The sequence below is a fragment of the Dyella thiooxydans genome (assembly GCF_001641285.1).
GTDB classification, from domain to species: domain Bacteria; phylum Pseudomonadota; class Gammaproteobacteria; order Xanthomonadales; family Rhodanobacteraceae; genus Dyella_A; species Dyella_A thiooxydans.
Genome location: NZ_CP014841.1, coordinates 3,113,291 through 3,133,603, shown reverse-complemented (window position 1 = coordinate 3,133,603; position 20,313 = coordinate 3,113,291). Strand labels below are relative to the sequence as shown.

The following is a 20,313-nucleotide window of genomic DNA, read 5'->3' as shown; positions in this document are numbered from 1 at the left end:
GCAGACTGGGGAAACCCGGCTTGTTTAGAGGATGTAGCGGCTGAGATCCTGGTCCTGAACCAGGCTTCCCAGCGTTTTATCCACAAATTCGTCGTCGATCAGGTATTTTTCGCCGCTTTTGTCTGCTGCCTCGTACGAGATGCTTTCCAGCAGGCGTTCCATCACGGTGTGCAGGCGGCGGGCGCCGATGTTCTCGGTGCGCTCGTTCACCTGGAAGGCCACCTCGGCCAGCCGGTCGATGCCCGACCCGGCGAATTCCACCGTCACGCCCTCGGTTGCCAGCAGGGCGACGTACTGCTTGGTCAGCGCGTTGTTCGGTTCGCGCAGGATCCGCTTGAAGTCGTCCACCGACAGCGCCGACAGCTCGACCCGGATCGGCAGGCGGCCCTGCAGCTCGGGAATCAGGTCCGACGGCTTGGCCAGCGAGAAGGCGCCGGAGGCTATGAACAGCATGTGGTCGGTCTTGATCGGGCCGTACTTGGTCGACACGGTGGAGCCCTCGACCAGCGGCAGCAGGTCGCGCTGCACACCTTCGCGGCTGACGCCGGAGTGGCCGTAGTCGCTGCGCTGGGCGACCTTGTCGATTTCGTCGATGAAGACGATGCCGTGCTGCTCGGCCGCTTCCACCGCCTGCGCGCGGATCTCCTCGTCGTTGAGCAGCTTGCTCGCCTCCTCGTCGACCAGCAGCGGCCGCGCCGCCCGGATCGCCAGCTTGCGCTTCTGCGTCTTGGCGCCGCCGAGGTTCTGGAACATCTGGCGCAGCTGGGCGCCCATTTCTTCCATGCCCGGCGGCGACATGATCTCCACGCCCACATTCATCGCTGTCTCCAGCTCGATCTCGCGATCGTCCAGCGCGCCCTCGCGCAGCTGCTTGCGCAGCTTCTGCCGGGTGTCGCTGTCGATCGACGGCGCGGCTGCAGTGTCGTGGCTCCAGTCGGCCGGCGCCTGGCGGCGCGGCAGCAGGGCGTCGAGGATGCGGTCCTCGGCACGGTCCTCGGCCTGGGTGCGCACGCGCTTGATCGCCTGCTCGCGGGTCAGCTTGTAGGCCACGTCGGCGAGGTCGCGGATGATCGACTCGACGTCCTTGCCGACGTAGCCGACCTCGGTGAACTTGGTCGCCTCGACCTTGACGAACGGCGCGTTGGCCAGCGTGGCCAGGCGTCGCGCGATCTCGGTCTTGCCTACGCCGGTGGGGCCGATCATCAGGATGTTCTTCGGCGTCACCTCGTTGCGCATCGCCGGATCCAGCTGCATGCGGCGCCAGCGGCTGCGCAGGGCCACCGCCACGGCGCGCTTGGCGTCGTGCTGGCCGATGATGTAGCGGTCGAGTTCGTTGACGATTTCGCGAGGGGTGAGTTCGGACATGGGTCACCGGTCAGTGGGGACTGGCGGGACCGCCGGCCCGGCCCGGGGCCGGAACGGCGGCAGCGACGAGCGCTCAGAGCTCTTCGATCACCGCGTTGTGGTTGGTGTAGATGCAGATGTCGCCGGCGATCTTCAGCGATTTCTCGACGATGCTGCGGGCATCGAGGTCGGAGTTTTCCAGCAGCGCGAGCGCCGCGGACTGGGCGTAGGGTCCGCCCGAGCCGATCGCGATCAGGCCCTGCTCGGGCTCCAGCACGTCGCCGTTGCCGGAAATCAGCAGCGAGGTGTCCTTGTCGGCCACCGCGAGCATCGCCTCGAGCTTTCCGTAGCGGCGGTCGGTACGCCAATCCTTGGCCATCTCCACCGCGGCGCGGGTGAGGTTGTTGCCGTGCTTTTCGAGCTTCTGCTCGAACAGTTCGAACAGCGTGAACGCATCGGCGGTGGCACCGGCGAAACCGGCCAGCACGTCACCTTTGCCGAGCCGGCGGATCTTGCGGGCATTGGCCTTCATCACCGTGTGCCCCAGGGTCACCTGGCCGTCACCGCCGATCACGACCTTGCCGTGGCGGCGCACCGAGACGATGGTGGTGGCGTGGAACGATTCCATGGCAGCTCCGCGAGACAGACGAACGGTCTCAGTGGGGTTCGGAGCTGGCGATTGCAAGCGGGGGCGAGCCCCGCCCGCGCTCAGTCCACGGCTCGACTTCCGGGCAGGGCATCCAGGAAGGATTTCGCGGCCGCGACGGCTGGCGCCACGTCGGACGGATCGACGGCGATGGCGCCGTCGAGCGGGCCGTACGGTCGGTAGCGCTCCAGGTTGGGCCGGGTGAACAGGCCCAGCGTGGGCGTGCCGCTGGCGCAGGCCAGATGCATCACGCCGCAGTCGCCACTGATGTAGCCGTCGCATTGGCGGATGAGTGCCGCCATCCGGCGCACATCGCTGGAAAAGTAGGCCGGCAGCTTTCCCTCGAGCTGCGAGCAGCCGTGCGCAGCCACCATTTCGATGAAGCGCAGTGAAGGATCGTACTGCTGCAGCACCTCGATGAACTGCTGCCACCACTTGCCGGACAATCGCTTGTTGCCCGTGGCATTGGGAAAGATCGCCACCACCGGCCCGCGGGGGGGCGCCTCGTCGAGCAGATTGTCGAGCGTGGCGCGTCCATCCTGTATTTCATCGGCGCGCAGTTTCATGCACAACCGGGGCTGCGGACGTTCCAGGGCGCCCGCCCCGGCGACGAGCGCGTGCCGCAGCGCATGCACCGCATCGAGGGCGAAATGGCCCGGGGCGCTCGACCACACCGCCTGCCACGCAGGGCCGGCCTGGCGCTGATCCTGGGCATCGAATGGCGGGGCGATCCAATGCCGTGCGCCGCTCCAGCGCATGAGCAGGCGGGCGGAGCGCGACCCCTTCACGCAATCGATGGCGAGGTCGTAGCGTGCGCGTCGCATCGAACGGATGGCTTGCCACAGGCGCCAGGGATGATGTCCCGGGCGGCGGGTGAGCTGATAGATGCGGCGGACCTGGCGGAAGCCGGCAAAGATGTCTGGGGCGGCCTCGCAACCGGTGACCACGTCGACCTCGGCGCCCGGGAAATAGCGCTCGAGTTCGCTCAGCAGCGGCGTGATCAGCAGCGTGTTGCCCAGCCGGTGGTTGGGGCGCAGCACCAGGATCCGGTGAATGCCGCGGCAAGCCAGCCCGCCGACCGGTACGCGTCCCCCTGTCATGGGCGGTGACGACGGTGCGAGCTCCCGGGATGCGGGGGTCTGTGCCTGCGGGTTGTCCGGGGAGACGACGGGAACCATCGGCAGCCATGCTGAACAGAGGATGCCCGGGAGTGTCGACGTTCCCTGCTTTCAGGCCGCTTGCGTCATTCCGTCGCCAACCTTTCGCCGCCGGAATTACTTGCGTTTGGCGCGCGGATGGGCCGCATCGTAGACGCGGGCCAGATGCTGGAAATCCAGGTGGGTGTAGATCTGCGTGGTGGCGATGTCGGCATGGCCGAGCAACTCCTGTACCGCGCGCAGGTCGCCGGAAGACTCCAGCATATGGCTGGCGAACGTATGTCGCAGCAAGTGAGGGTGAACACGCTTGGCGCTTCCCTGCTGCAGCGCCAGCGTCTTCAGGCGGGCCTGTACCGTCCGGGGGCTGATCGGCGCTCCGCCTCGTCCCCGGAAGACCGGCGAGGCGGGGCTCGTGCCTTCGGCCCCACCCAGCGCGCGCAGCGCCTCCACTGCCGGACGGCCCACCGGCACGATGCGGGTCTTGCGACCTTTACCGAGCACGCGCACCTCACCCCCTTCCAGGTCCAGATCCTGCCAGTGCAGCCCGCACAGTTCGGACAGACGCAGGCCGGAGGAATAGAACAGCTCCAGCATCGCCCGGTCGCGCAGGCCAAGCGGGCCTTCCTGCCCGCCGTGTTCGATCAGGCTGGCCGCTTCGTCCACATCGAGCACCTGCGGCAGCTTGCGGTGCACCTTGGGTCCCCGCACCCCGAGTGCGGGGTCGTGGTCGAGCCGGCCTTCCCGTGTGAGGTGGCGAAACAGGCTGCGACAGGCCGAAAGCAGGCGCTGCAGGCTTTTCGGCGAGAGTCCGGCGCGGTGTTCGGCGGCGACGAAACGGCGCATGGCATGGACGTCGAGCCGATCGAAGCCGGCCAGATCCTGTGCCTCCATGTAGCGCAGCAGCTTTTCCAGATCGCGCCGGTAGCCGGCCAGGGTATGTGGCGATGCCTGCCTTTCGTCGGCCAGCCGTGCCAGCCACGCCTCCACCTGCGATCGGGCGGGGGCGGCCGATGTCCGGGTCATGGCGAAGGGCTCAGCCGATGTCGCGCGCCCGCGTGAGCGCGGCAGTGATCGTGGTGGCGATCATCTTAAGGAACAGCGTGCCCATGCCCGGCTGGAAATGATCGGGATTGCTCGAACCGATCGCCAGCAGGCCCAGTTCGCCCAACGGCATCACTGCCGCAGAGCGCACGTTTTCCGCGCGCTGACCGAACAGCCGATACAGGCGCTCGGCCGACAGGCGTCCGGCGATCGGCTCGTGGTGGGCGAGGAAGTCCGCGAACTCCGGCATCCCCCCACGCCCCTCCGGTACGTGCACCAGCCAGTCCGCCGGCGGCAGCGTGGCCGGTCCGAACAGCACCAGCCGGACCTGCTCGGTCTGGAAGTCGGCGCTGAGCTTGGCGATCACGCTGCGCGCGGTAACCTCGGGCGTGTTGGCGCGTAGCAGGGTGATGGTCAGGTCGTGCACCCGCTTCATCAGCGCCTCGTTCTCGCTGGCGATGGCGACCAGCTCGGCCAGCCGGCCCTCGAGTTCGGCGTTCTTCTCGCGCAGGCTCTGCAGCTGGTACACGGCGAGGGAGGCGGCGGCCCCCTGCTCGCGAGGCAGCGTGAGTTTCGCGGCAAGGTCGGGATAGTCGGTCAGGAAGTCGGGGTGGCGGCGCAGGTAGGCGGCTACCTGCTCGGGCTGCAGCGTCGGCTCGGTCACGCTGTCGGTCATGCGGGTCGATCCTCGGGCACGTCGGGGACAGGGCGCAGCATCTTTCGCCGCGCGGACTTACCGAGTCTGCGACCTGCGCGGGCGAACATCAACGCCGCATCACGCCGGCCACTCGCCCTCGAACACGAAGGCGGCCGGACCGCGCATCCACAGCGTATGGCCGGGGCCGGGCCAGGTGATCGTGAGCGAGCCGCCAGGCAGATCCACGCGCACTTCAGTGTCCACCAGGCCACGCCGCCGCAGCACCGCCATCGCTGCACAGGCCCCGGTGCCGCAGGCCAGCGTCCAGCCGGCGCCGCGTTCGTGCACGCGCAGCCGGATGTGGTCGCGCGCCAGCGGCTGGGCGAAGCCTGCGTTGACCTGTTGCGGAAAATCCGGGTGCGTGGTGATGCGCGGCCCCAGCGCGTCCACCCCCGGGGCGTCGATGTCTTCCACCAGCAGCACCGCGTGCGGATTGCCCATCGATGCCACGCCGATGGTCAGCGTGTCGCTGCCCACGACGAGCGGGTGACCGTCGACGTCGCGCGTGCGCTGGAACGGCACGCGCGACGGCTCGAAAACCGGCTCACCCATGTCCACCGCCACGTCCAGCGGCGCCTGCAGCTGCACCGCGACCGGGCCGGACGGACTCTCCAGCCGCACCGTCCGGCCCAGCGGCAGCGCCCCGGCGCGGTGCAGCCAGGCAGCGACGCAGCGCGCGCCATTGCCGCACTGGCCGGACGGCGAGCCGTCGGCATTCCAGATGCCGTAATAGAAGGCACAGGAGGGATCGCGCGCCGGCTCGACGGTCAGCAGCTGGTCGAAACCAACGCCTTTGCGACGATCCGCCATGGCGCGGACCAGCGCGACATCCAGGACGGAAGGATCGTGCCGGCGATCGAGCACGACGAAGTCGTTGCCGATGCCGTGCATCTTGGAAAAGCGCAGCGTCATGCGCCGCAAGCCGCTTCAGCGCGAGCCGGTCGATGCCGGGGTGCTCGTCGCCGGCACCGGCGACGAGCTGCTCGCGCCAGCGGGAGTCACCGGCGCGCTCGCAGCGGAGGCGGGCGCGACCGGCTTCGCGGGCAGCACCAGCGGACCCTTGTTGCCGCAACCGGCCAAGGCGGCTGCGGACAGGGCGGCCAGGGTGGGCAGGAGCAGACGGCGCATGCGGGAGTCCTCAAAGAAGAGACCGCGAGTATAGCCCTGGGCCGTTGCCGGTCAGGGCTTGTCGCTGGTGTTCCGCTGGGCCTCGCCGACGGTCACCGTGCACTCGTACTGCGCGTCGCGCATCTTGAAGCAAAGCCTCGGATCCCATGTTTTGTGCGAGGCCATGTCCGCGCTGCCGCACTCGGCCCCACGCGACCCGACCCGGGCTGCGCGCATGCAATTCACGCCCTCGGTCTGCGACGGCCCGACCGCAACCGTATGCACGCCGGGATCGTCGCCCAGGCGCGAGCCGGTGAGCTGCGTGCGGTAATAGCGCAATTCGCCGATCATCCGCGGCTTCGCGTGCACGTCGCGTCGGCATAGGTCTCGGCCAACTCGTCGCTAAGCACCGACGCCTGCTTGCGCCGGTCGTCGTACAGGTTCTTCCAGATGCCGTCGCGGGCCGCCTCGAAGCGGGGATAACCGCGCTTGGCGGCCAGTGCCGTCCACGCCAGGGCTTTCACCGGATCGCGCGCGACGCCCTGGCTGTTGAGGTACATCAGGCCGATGCTGAGCTGGGACACCTTGTCGGCGTAATAGGCGCCGATGGTGAACCGCCGCATCGCCGCCGCGTAGCGGCCGTGGGAGTAGGCGACCATGCCCTGGTACTGGCCGAACTGGTCGGGATGTCCCTAGGTGCAGGTTTCGGCCATGCCGTCGAGCAGGGCACGTACCTGGGGATCTTCCGGTGGCTTCGGTGGCTGGCTGGTGGCCCGGGCGAAACCAGCCCTTCCGGCCGGCATGAAAAGGTCAAGACACGGCCGGCGTGTGGCGAGCCTCCCTGGTCGCCCGGTAGGCATCGGCTACCCTAGGCCCGGTCGTGGCCGCCAGCGACACGCCGGTGGCCATGGCCTGAACCCCCCGCCCCTGGAGTGACCCGTGAACTGGGAGCATCTGCTCGCTCTGCCCGCCACCCTGCTGTTCGTGGTCGCCGCCGCACTGCTGCTGCTGGCGTTGACCGCTGCCGCGGGTGGCCGTCGCCACTGGCGAGGCCGGCGGCGCCTGCGTGCCTCGCTGGCGCTCGTGCTGACGCTGGCCTGGCTGGTGCTGGCACTGGGCTCGTTCACGCTGGGATGGAGCCTGCGGGGCTACCGCAAGCTGGTGGCCGAAGTGCCGGTGGTGGCGATCGACGCACGCATCCTGTCGCCCCAGCGCTGGTCGCTGACCCTGACCTGGCCGGACGGCAGCTCGCGGGTGGTGGACGTGGCCGGCGATGCCTTCCGGGTCGAGGCGATCGTGTTGAAGTGGAAATTGCCGGCGCTGCTGGCCGGAGCGCCACCGGTGTACCGGCTCGACCGCATCGACGGTCGCTATGACGATGCCCGCCAGGAGCAGGAGGCGCCGCGCACGGTGATCGACTTCGCTCCCTCCGGTGGCTTCGAACTGCTGACCCTGCGCAAGGAGCTGCCCGGCTGGCTGCCCGAAGTGGATGCCGTGTTCGGCAGTGGCGCGTTCCTGCCGCTGGTCGACAGGGGCCACTACGAGGTGTCCATGATGCGCACCGGCGCGCTGGTGGCCCGTCCGGACGACGCGACCGCGCAGCGGATGCAGGAGCTGCTGCGCTAGTCAGCGGGTCGCCGCATCCAGCGGCCGCGCGTAGCGCCAGGCGGCCGCGCCGTCCTCGTAATAGCCGTCGATGCGCGCGAAGCGCTGGTAACCCAGCCGCTCGTAAAGACGGATCGCGCTGGCGTTGTCGGTCCGCACCTCCAGGCGCATTTCATTGCACCCGTGCCGTCGCGCCGCCTGTTCGACCGCGGCCAGCAGTGCCGAGCCGACACCTTTGCCCCGGGCTTCCGGCCGGCTGGCCAGCGAATACAGTCGTGCCACCCGGCTGCCCTTGCGGAAGAACACTACCGCGGTGCCAAGGAAGAGCCGATGGTTGGCGCTGGCCACGAGCACGCGGGCGCTTCCGCTGTCCAGGTGCCGGCGGTACTGCGCCCGGCTCATGCGGTCGCTGTCGAAGGTGGCCTCTTCCAGCGCCACCAGGTCGTCGAGGTCGGACAGTTCGGCACGCCGGACCCGCACATCGGCGGTGGCGGGCGGAACGGAATGGGCGGGGCGGGCAGCTCTTTTCAGGGCGGTCGGTCCGGATCGGGAGGGTGCGCAGGATGATGTCGCCGGCGTGGGGCGGCGGTGACGAGCGCGGCACTTTAGTGCAGCCGGCGCCGGGCTGCACCGTTGTCCGCGGCCGGATCAACGGCGGTTTAGTCGTCCTTCAGTGGACCGGCTTGTGCGCCCGCAGCGCTATGCCAAACTGCGCGCCTTGTGCCGCGCCGCCCGCACACGGCCCGCGACGGGGCCTCCCTCTCACGCGCGTTCTCGAGGTGTCATGACCCGCCTGGTCATCGTTGTGGAAAAAGCCTCGGACTGGGGCTCGTACTACCCGTCGGTGGACGTGGTCAGCGCGATGGACTACCTGCGCGAGCCGATCGGCGCCGACGAGGAGCGCACCCACGTCATCAACCTGTGCCGCAGCTACAAATACCTGGGCACCGGCTACTACGTCTCGCTGCTGGCCGAGGCCCGCGGGCACCGGGTGATGCCTTCGGTGCGCACCATCAACGACCTGCGCCGCCGCTCGCTGTACGGCCTGGACATCGACGACCTCAACGGCAAGCTGACCCGCTTCCTGCCGGCCGGCGGTCGCGACACCACCGACTTCGGCATCCTGGTCTACTTCGGCGAGACCGCCTACCCGGCGCTGCAGGACCTGGCGCGCCAGGTGTTCGAAACCTTTCCCTGCCCGCTGCTTCGCATCGAGTTCGAGCGCGAGCGCGTGTGGCAGGTCGCCTCGATCAAGCCGGTCGGCCTGCACACGCTGGACGACGCGCAGGAAGACGCCTTCGCCGCCGAGCTGGACCGTTTCTCGAAGAAGCTCTGGCGCAAGCCGCGGGCACGCAAGCGCTATCGCTACGACATCGCCATGCTGGTCGACCCCAACGAGGCGATGCCGCCGTCGAACAGAAAGGCGCTGAAGTCCTTCATCGAGGCCGGCAAGGAGCTGGGCATCGAGGTCGATCCGATCGGCAAGAACGACTACCCGCGGCTGGCCGAGTACGACGGCCTGTTCATCCGCGAGACCACGGCCAGCGACAACCACACCTACCGCTTCGCCCATCGCGCCGAGCGCGAGGGGATGGTGGTGATCGACGATCCGGCCTCGATCCTGCGCTGCACGAACAAGATCTTCCTCAACGACCTGATGGTCTCGCGCAAGCTCGCCGTGCCGCGCACCGAGATCCTCTACCGCGACAACCTCAAGGGCCTGAAGGAGGTCGGCGAGAAGCTCGGCTTCCCGATCGTGCTGAAGATCCCGGACGGCTCGTTCTCGCGCGGCGTGGTCAAGGTGGAGGATGCCGCGGCGCTGGAGAAGGCGGCCGGTGAACTGTTCCAGCACAGCGCGCTGCTGCTGGCGCAGGAGTTCCTCTACACCGAGTTCGACTGGCGTATCGGCGTGCTCAACCGTGAGCCGCTGTACGCCTGCAAGTACTACATGTCGCGCGGCCACTGGCAGATCTACAACCACGGCGCCAAGGGTACGGCCAAGTCCGGCGGGTTCGAGACGATCCCGGTGCGCGACGTGCCGTCGGACGTCCTGAAACTGGCGCTCAAGGCCACCCACGCGGTCGGCGACGGCCTGTACGGCGTGGACCTGAAGCAGGTCCACGGCAAGCCGGTGGTGATCGAGGTGAACGACAACCCGTCGATCGACGCCGGCGTCGAGGACGTCTACCTCGGCGAGGACCTGTACCGCCGGATCATGCAGGAGTTCCTGCGCCGGCTGGAGCACAAGCGGCTGGGCATCGGCCGCTGAGCCGGCAGGCTCAGGCGCCGACCGGCGCGCCGGCGAACCCCGCGGCCAGCAGGGTGGCCGTCTCGCCCGGCGGCAGCGGCCGCCCGAACAGGTAGCCCTGGCCGATATCGCAGCCGGCCTGCACCAGCCAGCTCGCCTGCTGCTCGCTCTCCACGCCCTCGGCCACCGTGTGCAGGCGCAGCTTGCGGGCCAGCGCGATGATCGCCTCGGTGATCTCGCGGTCGTGGTGCGAGACGTCCGCGCCGTGCACGAACGACTGGTCGATCTTGATCGTGCGCGCCGGCAGCTGGCGCAGGTGGCTGAGACTGGAGAAGCCGGTGCCGAAGTCGTCGATGGCGATGCGGAAGCCGAGCGCCTCCAGCTCGCGCAGGTGGCGCAGCGTGGTGTGCACGTCGGTCATCGCCGCGGTCTCGGTGATCTCGAACTCGATCGCGTGGCGGTCTAGTCCGGTCTCGGCCAGCGTGCGCAGCAGCGACGGCACGAAGTTGGCGCCCTGGATCTCCTGCATCGACAGGTTGATCGCCACCGGCACCAGCGGCAGGCCCTCGGCCCGCCAGCGCGCGATCTGCCCGGCCACCTCGCGCACCACGCGTTCGCCGAGGCGGGCGATCAGGCCGCAGTCCTCGGCCAGCGGGATGAACATCGACGGCGGCAGGTGTCCGCGGGTTGGGTGCGCCCAGCGCGCCAGCGCCTCCAGCCCGACCAGCCGGCGCGAGCGCAGGTCCACCTTCGGCTGGTAGCACACGCGCAGCTCGTCGCGGCCCAGGCCCTCGCGCAGGTCGGTGGACAGCGCCAGCCGCTCGCTGGCGCGGGCGATCATCTGCGGCTCGTAGAAGCAGAAGCCGGCCTTGCCCCGCTCCTTGGCGGCATACATGGCGATGTCGGCGTGGCGCAGCAGTTCGGTCGGCTCGGCGCCATCGTCGGGGAACACCGCCACGCCGATGCTCGGCGTGGCGGTCACCTTCTGCCCGGCCACCAGCACCGGCGCGCCGACGCGGGCGAGGATCTTCTCGCAGATCGCGCCGAGGTTCTCGCGGCTGCGGAAACGCTCCAGCACCACCACGAACTCGTCGCCGCCGAACCGGGCCACGGTGTCGCGCTGGCGCACGCTGGCGTTGAGTGCCTCGGCGACCCGGCGCAGGAACTCGTCGCCGGCCTCGTGGCCGAGCGTGTCGTTGATCGACTTGAAGCCGTCCAGGTCGATGAACATCACCGCCACGTCCAGCCCTTCACGTCCGGCCGTCGGCAGCAGCTCCTGCAGCTGCGCCAGTACCTTGGCGCGGTTGGGCAGGGCGGTGAGCGCATCGTGGAAGGCCTGGTGCACCAGCGCCTGGCGCGCCGACTCCAGTTCGCCGCGGATCTGCGCCGCCTGCCGCGCCAGCTCGCGCTGCGCGCGCTGCACTACCGCGGCCAGCAGCAGCACCAGCGCGGAGATCACGAACGCCGCGGCGCCGGGCGCCTGTGCGGGGGGGCGCATCGCCGCGTCGGGTGCGAGGGCGTTGCCGGCGACCGGCAGCGCCGCGATGGTCAGGCCGAGCAGCGCCGCGGCGCCCCACACCCGCGGCGCCGAGGGTGTGGGGCGCCGCTCGCGCCAGGCCAGCGCGGCCATCGCGCCGGCAGCGCCGAGCAGCAGCATCCAAGCGAGGCAGCTGGCCATGCCCGGACGGTCCAGTCGCTGGTCGAAGGTGGTGGCGAGCGCCAGGCCCGCGCCGAGCAGGATGCCGGCGAGCCAGGCGCGTCCGCGAGCGGCCTGGCACAGCGCCGGCACGGCGCTCGCCCAGGCGATGCCGCCGGCCACGGCTGCATGCACGCCGCCCAGGCTGGAGGTCGCGGCGTGGCCGAGGTACTGGGTGGTCCACACGCCGACCGCCAGCACCGCCGCACCGAACCCCAGCCACAACATGGCCACCGCACCGCGCGCGGAAGCCACCCGCGGGATCGTGTCCAGCGCGAGGTAGGCGTGCAGGGTGGCGAGCGCGCCCAGCAGCGCGGGCAACCAGAGGTTGTGAGGGTGTGCCATGCGGCCCCGTGTTCACGCTCGGGGCCGCATCCCCGGGCACTGTCGACGTTCAAGCGAGCGCGTCTTGTAGCACAGAAGCACGCCGCCGGCGCGGGGACCGCAGCGGGTTCAGCCCCGGCGCAGGCGCAACCCGGCCAGCGTGCAGGCCGGGGCCAGCACCAGCCAGAACAGGGGCGACCACCCCGCTCCGATGGTTCTCGCCGGCAGCGGCGTCAGCGTCAGGGCGAAGGCACCGACCAGCAGCCAGCACAGGGCGATCGCGGCGGCGTACTGCGTGAAGGAGGGAGCGACGAGGCGTGCGGTGGACAGGCGGGACATGGCGGACTCCGGTGGCCGAACGGTTGCCGCCGAGCTTCCGGTGGGGCCGTCTCAGCGGCTGCGATGGCTGACGGTATCCGCCGGGACCGTGCATCGGTTCGGCATGGCGGGCCGTAACCCTGAAAGATTCCCGATCTCCAAGCGAGGCTCCCCATGCAACGCCGTTCCCACTCGCTCGCCCTGCTGCTCGGCATCGCCCTGCTCGGCGGCTGCGCCAGCCAGCTGCCGCTGCGCGAGGCGCATTCGGTCGACCTGCAGCGCTACATGGGCACCTGGTACGTCATCGCCCACGTGCCCTACTTCGCCGAGCGTGGCGACGTCGCCACCGCCGACGAGTACCACCTGAAGCCGGATGGCACCATCGCCGTCACCTACCACTACCGCAAGGGCTTCGAAGCGCCGGAGAAGACCTGGGGCGGCAAGGCCTGGCTGCCGGATCCGTCCAACACGGCGCACTGGAAGGTGCAGCTGGTGTGGCCGCTGCGCTCCGACTACGTCATCGTCGACCTGTCGCCGGACTACGGCTCGGTGCTTGTCGGCCTGCCCTCGCGCAAGCTCATGTGGATCATGGCGCGCGAGCGGCAGCTGCCGGATGCCGAGTATCGTCGCCTGCTCGACGTGGCGAAGGCGCAGGGCTTTCCGGTCGACGAGGTGCGCAAGGTGCCGCAGAAGCCGGAGGACCTCGGCCAGCCGGGCTTCGATACGCCCTGAGCCGGGTCGGAACGCCGCCGCGGGCGGTTAGAATCGTCGCCCGTTTCCACCGAAGGACCCGCCATGACCGACCGCCGTTACGCCGTGTTCGGCCATCCGATCGGCCATTCGCTGTCGCCGCGCATCCACGAGGCCTTCGGGCGGCAGTTCGGCCTCGCCGTCGACTACCGCACCATCGACGCGGCCCCGGCGGATTTCCCGGAGGCCGTGCACGCGTTCTTCGCCGACCGCGGCCACGGCGCCAACGTCACCCTGCCGCACAAGGCCGCCGCACTGGCGCTGGCCGACACCGCCAGCGAGGCGGCGCACCGCGCCGGTACCGCCAACGTGCTGACCCGGCTGGAGGACGGCCGGCTGGCCGCCCACAACACCGATGGCGCCGGCCTGGTGCGCGACCTCGTCGACCGCCACCGCGTCGACCTGCGCGGCCACGATGCGCTGCTGCTCGGCGCCGGCGGTGCGGCGCGCGGCGTGGCCTGGTCCCTGCTGGACGCCGGCGTGCAGAGCCTGACCATCGTCAACCGCAGCTCGGCGCCGGCCGACGCGCTGGCCGACGCGATCGGCGAGCCGGCCCGCGTCCATACCCGCTACTGGGAAGACCTCGCCGACATCGGCAGCTACAACCTGATCCTCAACGCCACCTCCGCCGGGGTGCTGGGCAAGTCGCTGGAGCTGCCGACCGCGCTGGTTGGCGCGCGTGCCCTCTGCTACGACCTCAGCTACGGCACCGCGGCGATCGCCTTCCTCGCCTGGGCGAAGAGCGCCGGCGCGCTGTTCGCCTTCGACGGGCTGGGCATGCTGGTGGAGACCGCGGCCGACGCGTTCGAGCTGTGGCATGGGCATCGTCCGGACACCGATCCGGTCTACGCCATGCTGCGCGGCTGAGCCGCCCGATGGACTGCCGCGCCGGCTGCGGCGCGTGCTGCATCGCTCCGTCGATCAGCTCGCCGATCCCCGGCATGCCGCAAGGCAAGCCGGCCGGCGTGCGCTGCGTGCAGCTGGACGAAGCCAACCGCTGCCGGCTGTTCGGCCGGCCCGAACGCCCGGCCGTCTGCGCGGGCCTGCGCCCGGAGCCGGCGATGTGCGGCGATGACCGCGACCACGCCATGCGCTGGCTCACCCGGCTGGAAGCGGCGACGCGCTGAGCCCCGCGCTTCACCCGCGGAGCGTGAATTCTTGCGCCGGAAGACCGTGCTAGCGTGCGCCTCACAGGGGGCATCATGACGAAGGGAGTACGCGCATGCTGCCGAGGGGAAATTCGAAGTGCGGCCCGTGGTTGTGCGGGCTGCTGGGTGCGTTGTCGATCGCCGGCCCGTGTCCGGTCGACGCCAGCGCGGTAGGTTCGACCAACGTCACCGTGGCCGATCCGGCCGTACCGCGACCGCCCGGCACGCCATGCGTGGTGACCCTGTTCAGCGGCGACAGCTTCGTCGATTTCAGCGACCACCCTTACAGCTATGCGCCGCCCAGCGGCTGCGGCACGCACTGGGCCAAGGTGGTGCTGGAGGCTGATTTTTCCGTCACCGCCGGACGCCAGTTCGACCGCACCGCGCAGCTCTGGCTCGGTGGGGTGAACCTCTACTACGGCACCACCCAGGAGCCTTCGTCCACGGTCTCGCCGAGCTGGCACGTGGAGCGCGACCTGACCGACTACAGCGCCCTGCTCCGTCAGGCCGGCACTGGCCGCGCGGTGCTGGGCAACGTGGTCAACGGCACCTACACGGGCGTGATCCACGGCAGCGCGCGTCTGTTGTTCTATCCGGCCTCGTTGCGGGCTCCGGGGGCCCTCACGCCCGACAGCGTGCTGCCGCTCGGCAGCGACGCCGTCGGCAACGCCACCCTGCTGGACACCTCCGACAGCCCGCTGTCGAAGACGCTGACCTTGCCGACCAACATCGATCGCGCCTATCTGGACGTCATCGCGCAGAGCCAGAGCAGCGACGAGTTCTGGTACACCTGCGTGCCCGACAGCTATGCGGCCGAAGTGCAGGAGTGCGGCGGCGGCAATTTCCGCGAGGCGGAGGTCAGCATCGACGGGCAGCCGGCCGGCGTGGCTCCGGTCTATCCATGGATCTACACCGGCGGCATCGATCCCTATCTGTGGCGGCCGACGCCGGGCGTGCAGACGCTCAACTTCATGCCCTACCGGGTCGACCTCACGCCATTCGCCGGGCTGCTCAGCGACGGCAACCCGCACACCGTGGCGGTGAATGTCGCCGGCGCCAACCACTATTTCCTGGCCAGCGCCACGCTGTTGCTCTACCGGGATCCGCACCTGCGCCGGGTCCGCGGCGGCCTGCTCCGCAATACCCTGGTCGGGCAGGCGCCGACGCCGACCGTCGGCGATACGCTGGTGACCGACACCGGCGGCAACGTGAGCGGTGCCATCACCACCCGTCTAAGCCGCCATTACGTGATCGCGGGATATGCCATCACCTCGCACGGGCGGGTGGACAGTACGGTGGATCAGACCGTGGCGTTCACCGACACGCAGAGCTTCACCATCGACGCCAGCACCTACCGCCAGGTCACCGACCAGCTCACCTCGGTGGACGGCGTCAGTCGCCACCGCATCGGTCGCCACCTCGTCGGCGAGTACCACCAGCGGCTTCGCTACCCGCTGCATGTCGACTATAGCTTCGACCCCACGAGCGACGGCGGTTACGTCATGGAGACCCAGGTGCACCAGGGTTACACCAACGACATCCGCCGCGAATTCGCCGGGCGCACGCTGTATGCCGCGCACGTCAGCAACACGGTGGACGCCGGCGACACGCTGGACTTCGACGGCAGCTTCAACGTGACCGGCCACAGCGGGCAGCAGAACGCGCAGAGCTTCGCCTTCCGCGATTCGCTCGGCGGCTGCTACCGCACCGACGTGGCCAGCGCCGACGGCGTGGTCACCGACGACGCCACCGGGGTCGGGTGCACCGGCGGCGAAAACCACGTCTACTGGTTCACCCGTCCGGATGGTTCGCCGGGCAGCGGAAGCGCCTTGCTGGGCTGGTAGGTACATCGTCGCTGCCGTGCGCGCACGGCAGCGGCTCTCCCGCTCGATGGCGGGTCGCCACGCGATCGCAACATCGCCTGACTACCCTGCGCGCCGCCGGTATGCCTGCCGGTGCCGACGATCCCCGGTCAGCCCATGTTCCGATCTTCCATCCCCGCGCGGCGTCGCAGCCAGCGCGGTGTCGCCCGTCCGGCCCTCGCCGTGGTCGTGCTGCTGCTGGCGCTGGCCGGCGTGTTCGTGCACGCATGGTGGCAGCGCATCCACCGCGACGCCTCGCTGCCGCCATCGCCGGTGGCCAGCGGCGCCGCCGGCTCCGGGGTACGCCCGGCCGACGCGCTAGCGCCGGATGCGCTGCTGCGCGCGGCGCGGGTCGACGTCGCCGCGCAGCACCTGCTGGCGCCGGTCGGCGACAACGCATTCGAGCGTTACCTGGTCCTGCGCGCCCAGCCGTCCTCCCGAGGGATCGCCGACGATGCCCTGCGCGAACTGTTTCCCTACGCCGCGGACCAGGTGGCGGCGACGATCCGCGACGGCCACGTCGACGAGGCGAAGCGCGAGCTCGATCTGCTCGCTCGCGCCGACCCGGCCAACTACACGCTGACCCTGCTGCGCAATCAGCTCGCCGCGCAGGAAGCACAGCTCGCCGCGACGGCCGCTGCGCCGGCAACCACGCCCCGCCCGGCCGCCGCCGTGTCGCTGCCGCAACGCGAGCCGTCGGCATCGCCCATGGCGGTGGCGCCACTGCCGGAAACTCGTCCGCCCGCGTCGCCGGTGCCGCCGCCGGCCGCACGGACCATGCCATCGCCGAAGCCCGTAGCGCTGGTCGCGGCGGCACCCGCGCCCCGCGTGACCCCGCCGGTGCTGCTGCGCCGGGTGGAGCCGTACTATCCCCAGGCCGCGCGTCGCGCCCGCCGCCAGGGCTGGGTGGAGCTGGCCTTCACCGTGCTGCCCGACGGGCGGGTGGATGCGGTACGCGTGCTGCAGGCCGAACCGGGCAGCATGTTCGACCTGGCCGCGACCACCGCGGTGCGCCGCTGGACCTTCAAGCCGGCGACGCGCGACGGCCGGCCGATCGCGATGGACCTGCACCAGCGACTGGACTTCCGCCTGTAACGCAAACCCGCACCATCGTCACGGCGATGACATACGTGCCCCGCACCATGCCTGGCTCGCCCCGACCGAGAGTGATATCCATGCAGCCCCTGATACCGGCCGCGTGCCGGGAGATTTCGCGCCGCGCCGCTTTGCTTGCCCTGGCGGCCCTGCTCGCGGCGTGCGGTACATCGCATGGCGGCAGCGGCTCGTCCAGCGCCGACAGCGCCGGTGGTTCGGACAACGACGGCGTCGGCATCCTGCTCAACCTGGCCGACGAGGCGCTCAAGGACCACCGCCTGATCGCGCCGGCCGGTGCCAATGCCTACGAGTTCTACCTGAGCGTGCTCGAGCTCGACCCGGCCAACGTCACCGCGCACCAGAACCTGGCCGACCACCTGCCGCAGGCGACCGAGGCGGTCGAGCAGGCGATCAACGGCCGCCAACTGGACGAGGCGGCGCGTGAGCTGCGTCTGCTGCGCGAGGTGGACAACAACAACTTCACCGTGCAGCTGTTGGCCGGCAAGCTCGACGCGAAGCGCGCGATCGTGGTGCGAGAGGACGAGGCCCGCGCCGCGGCGATCCGGGCGAAGGCGGAGGCCGCGACGGCCAGCTCCAGCGGCGGCTCAGCGCAGTAGTGGCGCGACGCGGCGTTCCAGCAGCGCGACCAGCTCGGGCTGCATGAAATCGTAGTCGTCGGGAATGTCGAGGGTGACCACCCGCTTGCCCTTGAGCCGATGCGCGAAGCGCTGGCGCAACCGCCGCGCATGCTGCCGCTCCATCACCACGACGAGGTCGGCCCAGTCCAGCTGTTCGGCATCCAGCGGCGTGTCGGCGTCGTCGGCAAGGCCGGCGGAGTCGACCTCCAGCCCGGGCCGCCCGTTGAACACCGCCGCCGCGGTGGGGCTGCGCAGCCGGTGCCGGCTGCACAGGAACAGCACGCGCCGGGGCGTCATCCGGCCTCGGCCAGGTAACCGTCCTTGATCCGCACGTAGTGGTCGGCCGAGTAGTGCATCTGCTCGACCTGCCTGTCGCTGAGCAGGCGCACGCAGCGGGCCGGGTTGCCCAGCCACAGCTCGCGCTCGCCGACCACCTTGCCCGGCGGGATCAGGCTGCCGGCCCCGACGAAGCCGTATTTCTTCACCACCGCGCCGTCGAGCACGGTGGCGTGCATGCCGATCAGGCAGTAGTCGCCGATGCTGCAGGCGTGGATCACCGCGCCGTGGCCGACGGTGACGCCCTCGCCGATCACCGTGGGAAGGCCGCCCGGCGAATACGGGCCGTCGTGGGTAACGTGCACGATCGCGCCGTCCTGCACGTTGCTGCGCGCGCCCACGCGGATGAAGTGCACGTCCCCGCGCAGCACCGCGCCGGGCCAGATCGAGACATCGTCGGCCAGCTCGACGCGGCCGATCACGGTGGCCGCCGGATCGACGTAGACGCGATGGCCGAGGGTGGGGGTGTGGTGCTGGTAGGTGCGGATGCTCATGGGGGCATTCTAGGAGTGAGTGGAGAGGAGTGAGGAGTGAGAGAGAGCCAAAGCGTGAGGGAGCCGCTTTTCTCTCACTCCTCACTCCTCTTCCCTCACTTCTCGCTCTCCAGCACCTCCACCGTCGCCCGATAGCCGGCCTCCACCGCCCGCCGCCAGTGCTTCCAGTCGAGCACGCCAACGTGGTCGAGCGCGGGCGTGACCAGCCGGTGGGCCAGCGCCCGGCGTTCCAGTGCCGCCGCCTCGCCGCTGACCATGCCCGCGCGCACCAGGCTGGACACCAGCCCCGGACGGCGGTCGCGCTCAAGCAGCACGCGCCACCAGGGCGGGGTGACCGCCTCGTCCACGCCGGCGCGCAGGGTGATCTCGGCGCGGATGTCCAGCGCGGTGATGTGTGCCAGCCCGTCGGCCGCCATCACGTCGGTCGGCAGGTTGTTCGCCAAGGCGCCGTCCACCAGCACCTCGCCGCCCTGCAGCACCGGCGGCAGCACGCCGGGGATCGCGCTGGACGCGCGCAGCGCCAGCCACAGCGGTCCCTGCCGCAGCACCCGCGGGCCGTCGCCGGACAGGCTGGTCGCGGTGGCGAAGAACGGTAGCGGCAGGTCCTCGATCGCCAACGCGCCGAAGGTGCCGCGCAGGGTGCGGGTGGCGCGCGCTCCGCGGGTCAGGGCCACCAGCGGCACGGTCCAGTCCGACAGCAGTCGCCCGCGCAGGAACGCGTCCACGCAACGGGCCTGCCATTCGTCGATGGTCCAGCCCGCCGCCACGCCGGCGCCGACGATGGCGCCGATGCTGCTGCCGCCGATCGCATCGAAGCGGTGTCCGGCCTCGGCCAGGGCACGCAGTGCGCCCAGGTGGGCCAAACCGCGGGCACCGCCGCCGGCCAGCACCAGCCCGCGACCGTGCCCGCTGACCAGTCGCGCCACCCGCGCCATGTCGGCGGCGCGGCAGACGTGGTGGTGCATCAGCTCGCCGCTGAACACGGCGCGCCAGCGGGCGGCGCTGCCCAGCGCGACCCGGTGTCCGGGGTGGACCAGCAGCAAATGCCGCGGCCGGTGCCTCGCGGCGGCCGGATGGGCGAGGTCCAGCCAGGGGCGGGCCGCGTCGTTGGCGCGGGCGGCCGGCAGCAGCACGTCGGCCTGGCGCAGGCAGCGTCGACGCCAGGCCGGGTCCTTTGCCTCGTCCAGATAGATGACGAACCGGGCCTGGGCTTCGCGTTCGGCGAACCAGTCGGCGCTGCGCTCGCGGCCCTGCTGGGCATCGAGCACCACGGCGCTGCCCAGTGCCTCCAGTTCACGCGCCAGCTGCATCGCCAGGGTGCGTGCCGGTACCCCGGCATCGGCCGCCACCAGGGCGAAGGTGCGCGGCGAGCCGGTGGCCTGTTCCTCGCGCACCCGTGGCTGCATCCGCGCCACCGTGTCGCGCGCCAGCTGCAGCAGCAGGTCCGGGTGGCGATGCAGCAGGGCCTCGAAGGTCGGGCGATCCAGCCGCAGCAGTTCGCTGTCGCGCAGGGCGCGTACGGTGCGATGGCGGGTGCCGTCGCCGAGCAGGCTGGCTTCGCCGACGCTCATGCCGGCGCCGAGTTGCCGCACCAGGTGGGTCGGTCCATCGAACACGCCGAGGCTGCCGCTGGCCACCAGATAGAGCGCGTCCGCCGGCTCGCCGGCCTTGAACAGAGGGCGTCCGCCCGCCAGCCCGAGTCGAACCATTCCGGCGCCCAGCGCCTGCCGCGTCGCCGCGTCCAGACGGCCGAACAGCGGATGCTCCAGCAGCAGGTCGGCAGGGGCGCGGGCCATCCGGCCGATGC

At 70.5% G+C, this 20,313-nt stretch carries 23 protein-coding genes; 8 read left to right on the top strand and 15 right to left on the bottom strand.

Features of this window, described 5'->3' with window-relative positions:
* Positions 1-24: 24 nt before the first annotated feature.
* From hslU to ATSB10_RS14170, 9 genes are all read right to left on the bottom strand, one after another.
* Entirely contained in the window at positions 25-1,365 is a 1,341-nt protein-coding gene (hslU, locus tag ATSB10_RS14210) for an ATP-dependent protease ATPase subunit HslU (protein ID WP_063673417.1), read from the bottom strand.
* A 73-nt stretch (positions 1,366-1,438) separates the two neighbouring features.
* Complete coding sequence (hslV, locus tag ATSB10_RS14205) at positions 1,439-1,972, bottom strand: ATP-dependent protease subunit HslV (protein WP_063673416.1); 534 nt, start codon at positions 1,970-1,972, stop codon at positions 1,439-1,441.
* 80 nt (positions 1,973-2,052) lie between these two features.
* The gene (locus ATSB10_RS14200) at positions 2,053-3,090 is read right to left on the bottom strand and encodes a glycosyltransferase family 9 protein (RefSeq protein WP_063673415.1); all 1,038 of its coding nucleotides are present in this window, start codon (positions 3,088-3,090) and stop codon (positions 2,053-2,055) included.
* 174 nt (positions 3,091-3,264) lie between these two features.
* Positions 3,265-4,170, bottom strand: a complete 906-nt coding sequence (gene xerC, locus ATSB10_RS14195; protein ID WP_063673414.1) for a tyrosine recombinase XerC — start codon at positions 4,168-4,170, stop codon at positions 3,265-3,267.
* A 10-nt stretch (positions 4,171-4,180) separates the two neighbouring features.
* Entirely contained in the window at positions 4,181-4,864 is a 684-nt protein-coding gene (locus ATSB10_RS14190; protein WP_063673413.1) for a DUF484 family protein, read from the bottom strand.
* A 99-nt stretch (positions 4,865-4,963) separates the two neighbouring features.
* Positions 4,964-5,797: a diaminopimelate epimerase gene (gene dapF, locus ATSB10_RS14185; RefSeq protein WP_063673412.1), complete on the bottom strand. Its 834-nt coding sequence runs from the start codon at positions 5,795-5,797 to the stop codon at positions 4,964-4,966.
* A gap of 15 nt (positions 5,798-5,812) precedes the next feature.
* Positions 5,813-6,013: an LPS translocon maturation chaperone LptM gene (gene lptM / locus ATSB10_RS14180; protein ID WP_063673411.1), complete on the bottom strand. Its 201-nt coding sequence runs from the start codon at positions 6,011-6,013 to the stop codon at positions 5,813-5,815.
* A 51-nt stretch (positions 6,014-6,064) separates the two neighbouring features.
* On the bottom strand, positions 6,065-6,343 hold the full coding sequence (locus ATSB10_RS14175) for a hypothetical protein (RefSeq protein ID WP_063673410.1): 279 nt from the start codon (positions 6,341-6,343) through the stop codon (positions 6,065-6,067).
* Positions 6,340-6,651, bottom strand: a complete 312-nt coding sequence (locus ATSB10_RS14170) for an SEL1-like repeat protein (RefSeq protein ID WP_063673409.1) — start codon at positions 6,649-6,651, stop codon at positions 6,340-6,342. Before ATSB10_RS14170 ends, ATSB10_RS14175 begins: the two co-directional genes overlap by 4 nt.
* 280 nt (positions 6,652-6,931) lie before the next feature.
* On the opposite strand from ATSB10_RS14170, the gene ATSB10_RS14165 reads away from it, so the two are divergent.
* Positions 6,932-7,618 carry a hypothetical protein gene (locus tag ATSB10_RS14165; protein ID WP_063673408.1) on the top strand — a complete coding sequence of 229 codons (687 nt, stop codon included), beginning with the start codon at positions 6,932-6,934 and terminating at the stop codon, positions 7,616-7,618.
* Here ATSB10_RS14165 and ATSB10_RS14160 read toward each other — a convergent pair whose 3' ends face one another.
* Positions 7,619-8,077, bottom strand: coding sequence for a GNAT family N-acetyltransferase (locus ATSB10_RS14160; protein WP_236886428.1), 459 nt, complete (start codon positions 8,075-8,077; stop codon positions 7,619-7,621).
* Between the two features lie 304 nt (positions 8,078-8,381).
* On the opposite strand from ATSB10_RS14160, the gene ATSB10_RS14155 reads away from it, so the two are divergent.
* Positions 8,382-9,866 (top strand): RimK family protein, encoded by a 1,485-nt coding sequence (locus tag ATSB10_RS14155; RefSeq protein ID WP_063673406.1) that lies wholly within the window; start codon positions 8,382-8,384, stop codon positions 9,864-9,866.
* A 10-nt stretch (positions 9,867-9,876) separates the two neighbouring features.
* Here the strand turns inward: ATSB10_RS14155 and ATSB10_RS14150 are convergent, their stop codons facing one another.
* Both ATSB10_RS14150 and ATSB10_RS14145 read right to left on the bottom strand, forming a co-directional pair.
* The gene (locus ATSB10_RS14150; RefSeq protein ID WP_063673405.1) at positions 9,877-11,886 is read right to left on the bottom strand and encodes a putative bifunctional diguanylate cyclase/phosphodiesterase; all 2,010 of its coding nucleotides are present in this window, start codon (positions 11,884-11,886) and stop codon (positions 9,877-9,879) included.
* A 108-nt stretch (positions 11,887-11,994) separates the two neighbouring features.
* Entirely contained in the window at positions 11,995-12,204 is a 210-nt protein-coding gene (locus tag ATSB10_RS14145) for a hypothetical protein (RefSeq protein WP_063673404.1), read from the bottom strand.
* Positions 12,205-12,357: 153 nt separating this feature from the next.
* Between ATSB10_RS14145 and ATSB10_RS14140 the strand changes: the two genes are divergently transcribed.
* From ATSB10_RS14140 to ATSB10_RS14115, 6 genes are all read left to right on the top strand, one after another.
* Entirely contained in the window at positions 12,358-12,915 is a 558-nt protein-coding gene (locus ATSB10_RS14140; protein ID WP_083966232.1) for a lipocalin family protein, read from the top strand.
* A gap of 63 nt (positions 12,916-12,978) precedes the next feature.
* The gene (gene aroE / locus ATSB10_RS14135) at positions 12,979-13,800 is read left to right on the top strand and encodes a shikimate dehydrogenase (protein WP_063673403.1); all 822 of its coding nucleotides are present in this window, start codon (positions 12,979-12,981) and stop codon (positions 13,798-13,800) included.
* Positions 13,801-13,808: 8 nt separating this feature from the next.
* On the top strand, positions 13,809-14,060 hold the full coding sequence (locus ATSB10_RS14130; protein WP_063673402.1) for a YkgJ family cysteine cluster protein: 252 nt from the start codon (positions 13,809-13,811) through the stop codon (positions 14,058-14,060).
* A gap of 95 nt (positions 14,061-14,155) precedes the next feature.
* Entirely contained in the window at positions 14,156-15,925 is a 1,770-nt protein-coding gene (locus ATSB10_RS14125) for a peptide-N4-asparagine amidase (protein WP_063673401.1), read from the top strand.
* A 135-nt stretch (positions 15,926-16,060) separates the two neighbouring features.
* Complete coding sequence (locus ATSB10_RS14120) at positions 16,061-17,038, top strand: energy transducer TonB (RefSeq protein WP_063673400.1); 978 nt, start codon at positions 16,061-16,063, stop codon at positions 17,036-17,038.
* An 80-nt stretch (positions 17,039-17,118) separates the two neighbouring features.
* Complete coding sequence (locus ATSB10_RS14115) at positions 17,119-17,655, top strand: hypothetical protein (RefSeq protein WP_063673399.1); 537 nt, start codon at positions 17,119-17,121, stop codon at positions 17,653-17,655.
* On the opposite strand, the gene ATSB10_RS14110 is transcribed toward ATSB10_RS14115, so the two are convergent.
* From ATSB10_RS14110 to ATSB10_RS19830, 3 genes are all read right to left on the bottom strand, one after another.
* Positions 17,644-17,973 carry a low molecular weight protein tyrosine phosphatase family protein gene (locus ATSB10_RS14110; RefSeq protein WP_063673398.1) on the bottom strand — a complete coding sequence of 110 codons (330 nt, stop codon included), beginning with the start codon at positions 17,971-17,973 and terminating at the stop codon, positions 17,644-17,646. The genes ATSB10_RS14115 and ATSB10_RS14110 overlap by 12 nt on opposite strands.
* Positions 17,970-18,506 carry a gamma carbonic anhydrase family protein gene (locus ATSB10_RS14105; protein ID WP_063673397.1) on the bottom strand — a complete coding sequence of 179 codons (537 nt, stop codon included), beginning with the start codon at positions 18,504-18,506 and terminating at the stop codon, positions 17,970-17,972. Before ATSB10_RS14105 ends, ATSB10_RS14110 begins: the two co-directional genes overlap by 4 nt.
* Before the next feature lie 95 nt (positions 18,507-18,601).
* The gene (locus ATSB10_RS19830; RefSeq protein WP_063673396.1) at positions 18,602-20,302 is read right to left on the bottom strand and encodes a patatin-like phospholipase family protein; all 1,701 of its coding nucleotides are present in this window, start codon (positions 20,300-20,302) and stop codon (positions 18,602-18,604) included.
* Positions 20,303-20,313 lie beyond the last annotated feature (11 nt).

Excerpts from the sequence above, each read along its gene's own strand:
- hslU (WP_063673417.1), bottom strand. The coding sequence starts at position 1,365 with ATGTCCGAACTCACCCCTCGCGAAATCGTCAACGAACTCGACCGCTAC.
- hslV (WP_063673416.1), bottom strand. The coding sequence starts at position 1,972 with ATGGAATCGTTCCACGCCACCACCATCGTCTCGGTGCGCCGCCACGGC.
- ATSB10_RS14200 (WP_063673415.1), bottom strand. The coding sequence starts at position 3,090 with ATGACAGGGGGACGCGTACCGGTCGGCGGGCTGGCTTGCCGCGGCATT.
- xerC (WP_063673414.1), bottom strand. The coding sequence starts at position 4,170 with ATGACCCGGACATCGGCCGCCCCCGCCCGATCGCAGGTGGAGGCGTGG.
- ATSB10_RS14190 (WP_063673413.1), bottom strand. The coding sequence starts at position 4,864 with ATGACCGACAGCGTGACCGAGCCGACGCTGCAGCCCGAGCAGGTAGCC.
- dapF (WP_063673412.1), bottom strand. The coding sequence starts at position 5,797 with ATGACGCTGCGCTTTTCCAAGATGCACGGCATCGGCAACGACTTCGTC.
- lptM (WP_063673411.1), bottom strand. The coding sequence starts at position 6,013 with ATGCGCCGTCTGCTCCTGCCCACCCTGGCCGCCCTGTCCGCAGCCGCC.
- ATSB10_RS14175 (WP_063673410.1), bottom strand. The coding sequence starts at position 6,343 with ATGATCGGCGAATTGCGCTATTACCGCACGCAGCTCACCGGCTCGCGC.
- ATSB10_RS14170 (WP_063673409.1), bottom strand. The coding sequence starts at position 6,651 with ATGGTCGCCTACTCCCACGGCCGCTACGCGGCGGCGATGCGGCGGTTC.
- ATSB10_RS14155 (WP_063673406.1), top strand. The coding sequence starts at position 8,382 with ATGACCCGCCTGGTCATCGTTGTGGAAAAAGCCTCGGACTGGGGCTCG.
- ATSB10_RS14150 (WP_063673405.1), bottom strand. The coding sequence starts at position 11,886 with ATGGCACACCCTCACAACCTCTGGTTGCCCGCGCTGCTGGGCGCGCTC.
- ATSB10_RS14145 (WP_063673404.1), bottom strand. The coding sequence starts at position 12,204 with ATGTCCCGCCTGTCCACCGCACGCCTCGTCGCTCCCTCCTTCACGCAG.
- ATSB10_RS14140 (WP_083966232.1), top strand. The coding sequence starts at position 12,358 with ATGCAACGCCGTTCCCACTCGCTCGCCCTGCTGCTCGGCATCGCCCTG.
- aroE (WP_063673403.1), top strand. The coding sequence starts at position 12,979 with ATGACCGACCGCCGTTACGCCGTGTTCGGCCATCCGATCGGCCATTCG.
- ATSB10_RS14130 (WP_063673402.1), top strand. The coding sequence starts at position 13,809 with ATGGACTGCCGCGCCGGCTGCGGCGCGTGCTGCATCGCTCCGTCGATC.
- ATSB10_RS14125 (WP_063673401.1), top strand. The coding sequence starts at position 14,156 with ATGCTGCCGAGGGGAAATTCGAAGTGCGGCCCGTGGTTGTGCGGGCTG.
- ATSB10_RS14120 (WP_063673400.1), top strand. The coding sequence starts at position 16,061 with ATGTTCCGATCTTCCATCCCCGCGCGGCGTCGCAGCCAGCGCGGTGTC.
- ATSB10_RS14115 (WP_063673399.1), top strand. The coding sequence starts at position 17,119 with ATGCAGCCCCTGATACCGGCCGCGTGCCGGGAGATTTCGCGCCGCGCC.
- ATSB10_RS14110 (WP_063673398.1), bottom strand. The coding sequence starts at position 17,973 with ATGACGCCCCGGCGCGTGCTGTTCCTGTGCAGCCGGCACCGGCTGCGC.
- ATSB10_RS14105 (WP_063673397.1), bottom strand. The coding sequence starts at position 18,506 with ATGAGCATCCGCACCTACCAGCACCACACCCCCACCCTCGGCCATCGC.
- ATSB10_RS19830 (WP_063673396.1), bottom strand. The coding sequence starts at position 20,302 with ATGGCCCGCGCCCCTGCCGACCTGCTGCTGGAGCATCCGCTGTTCGGC.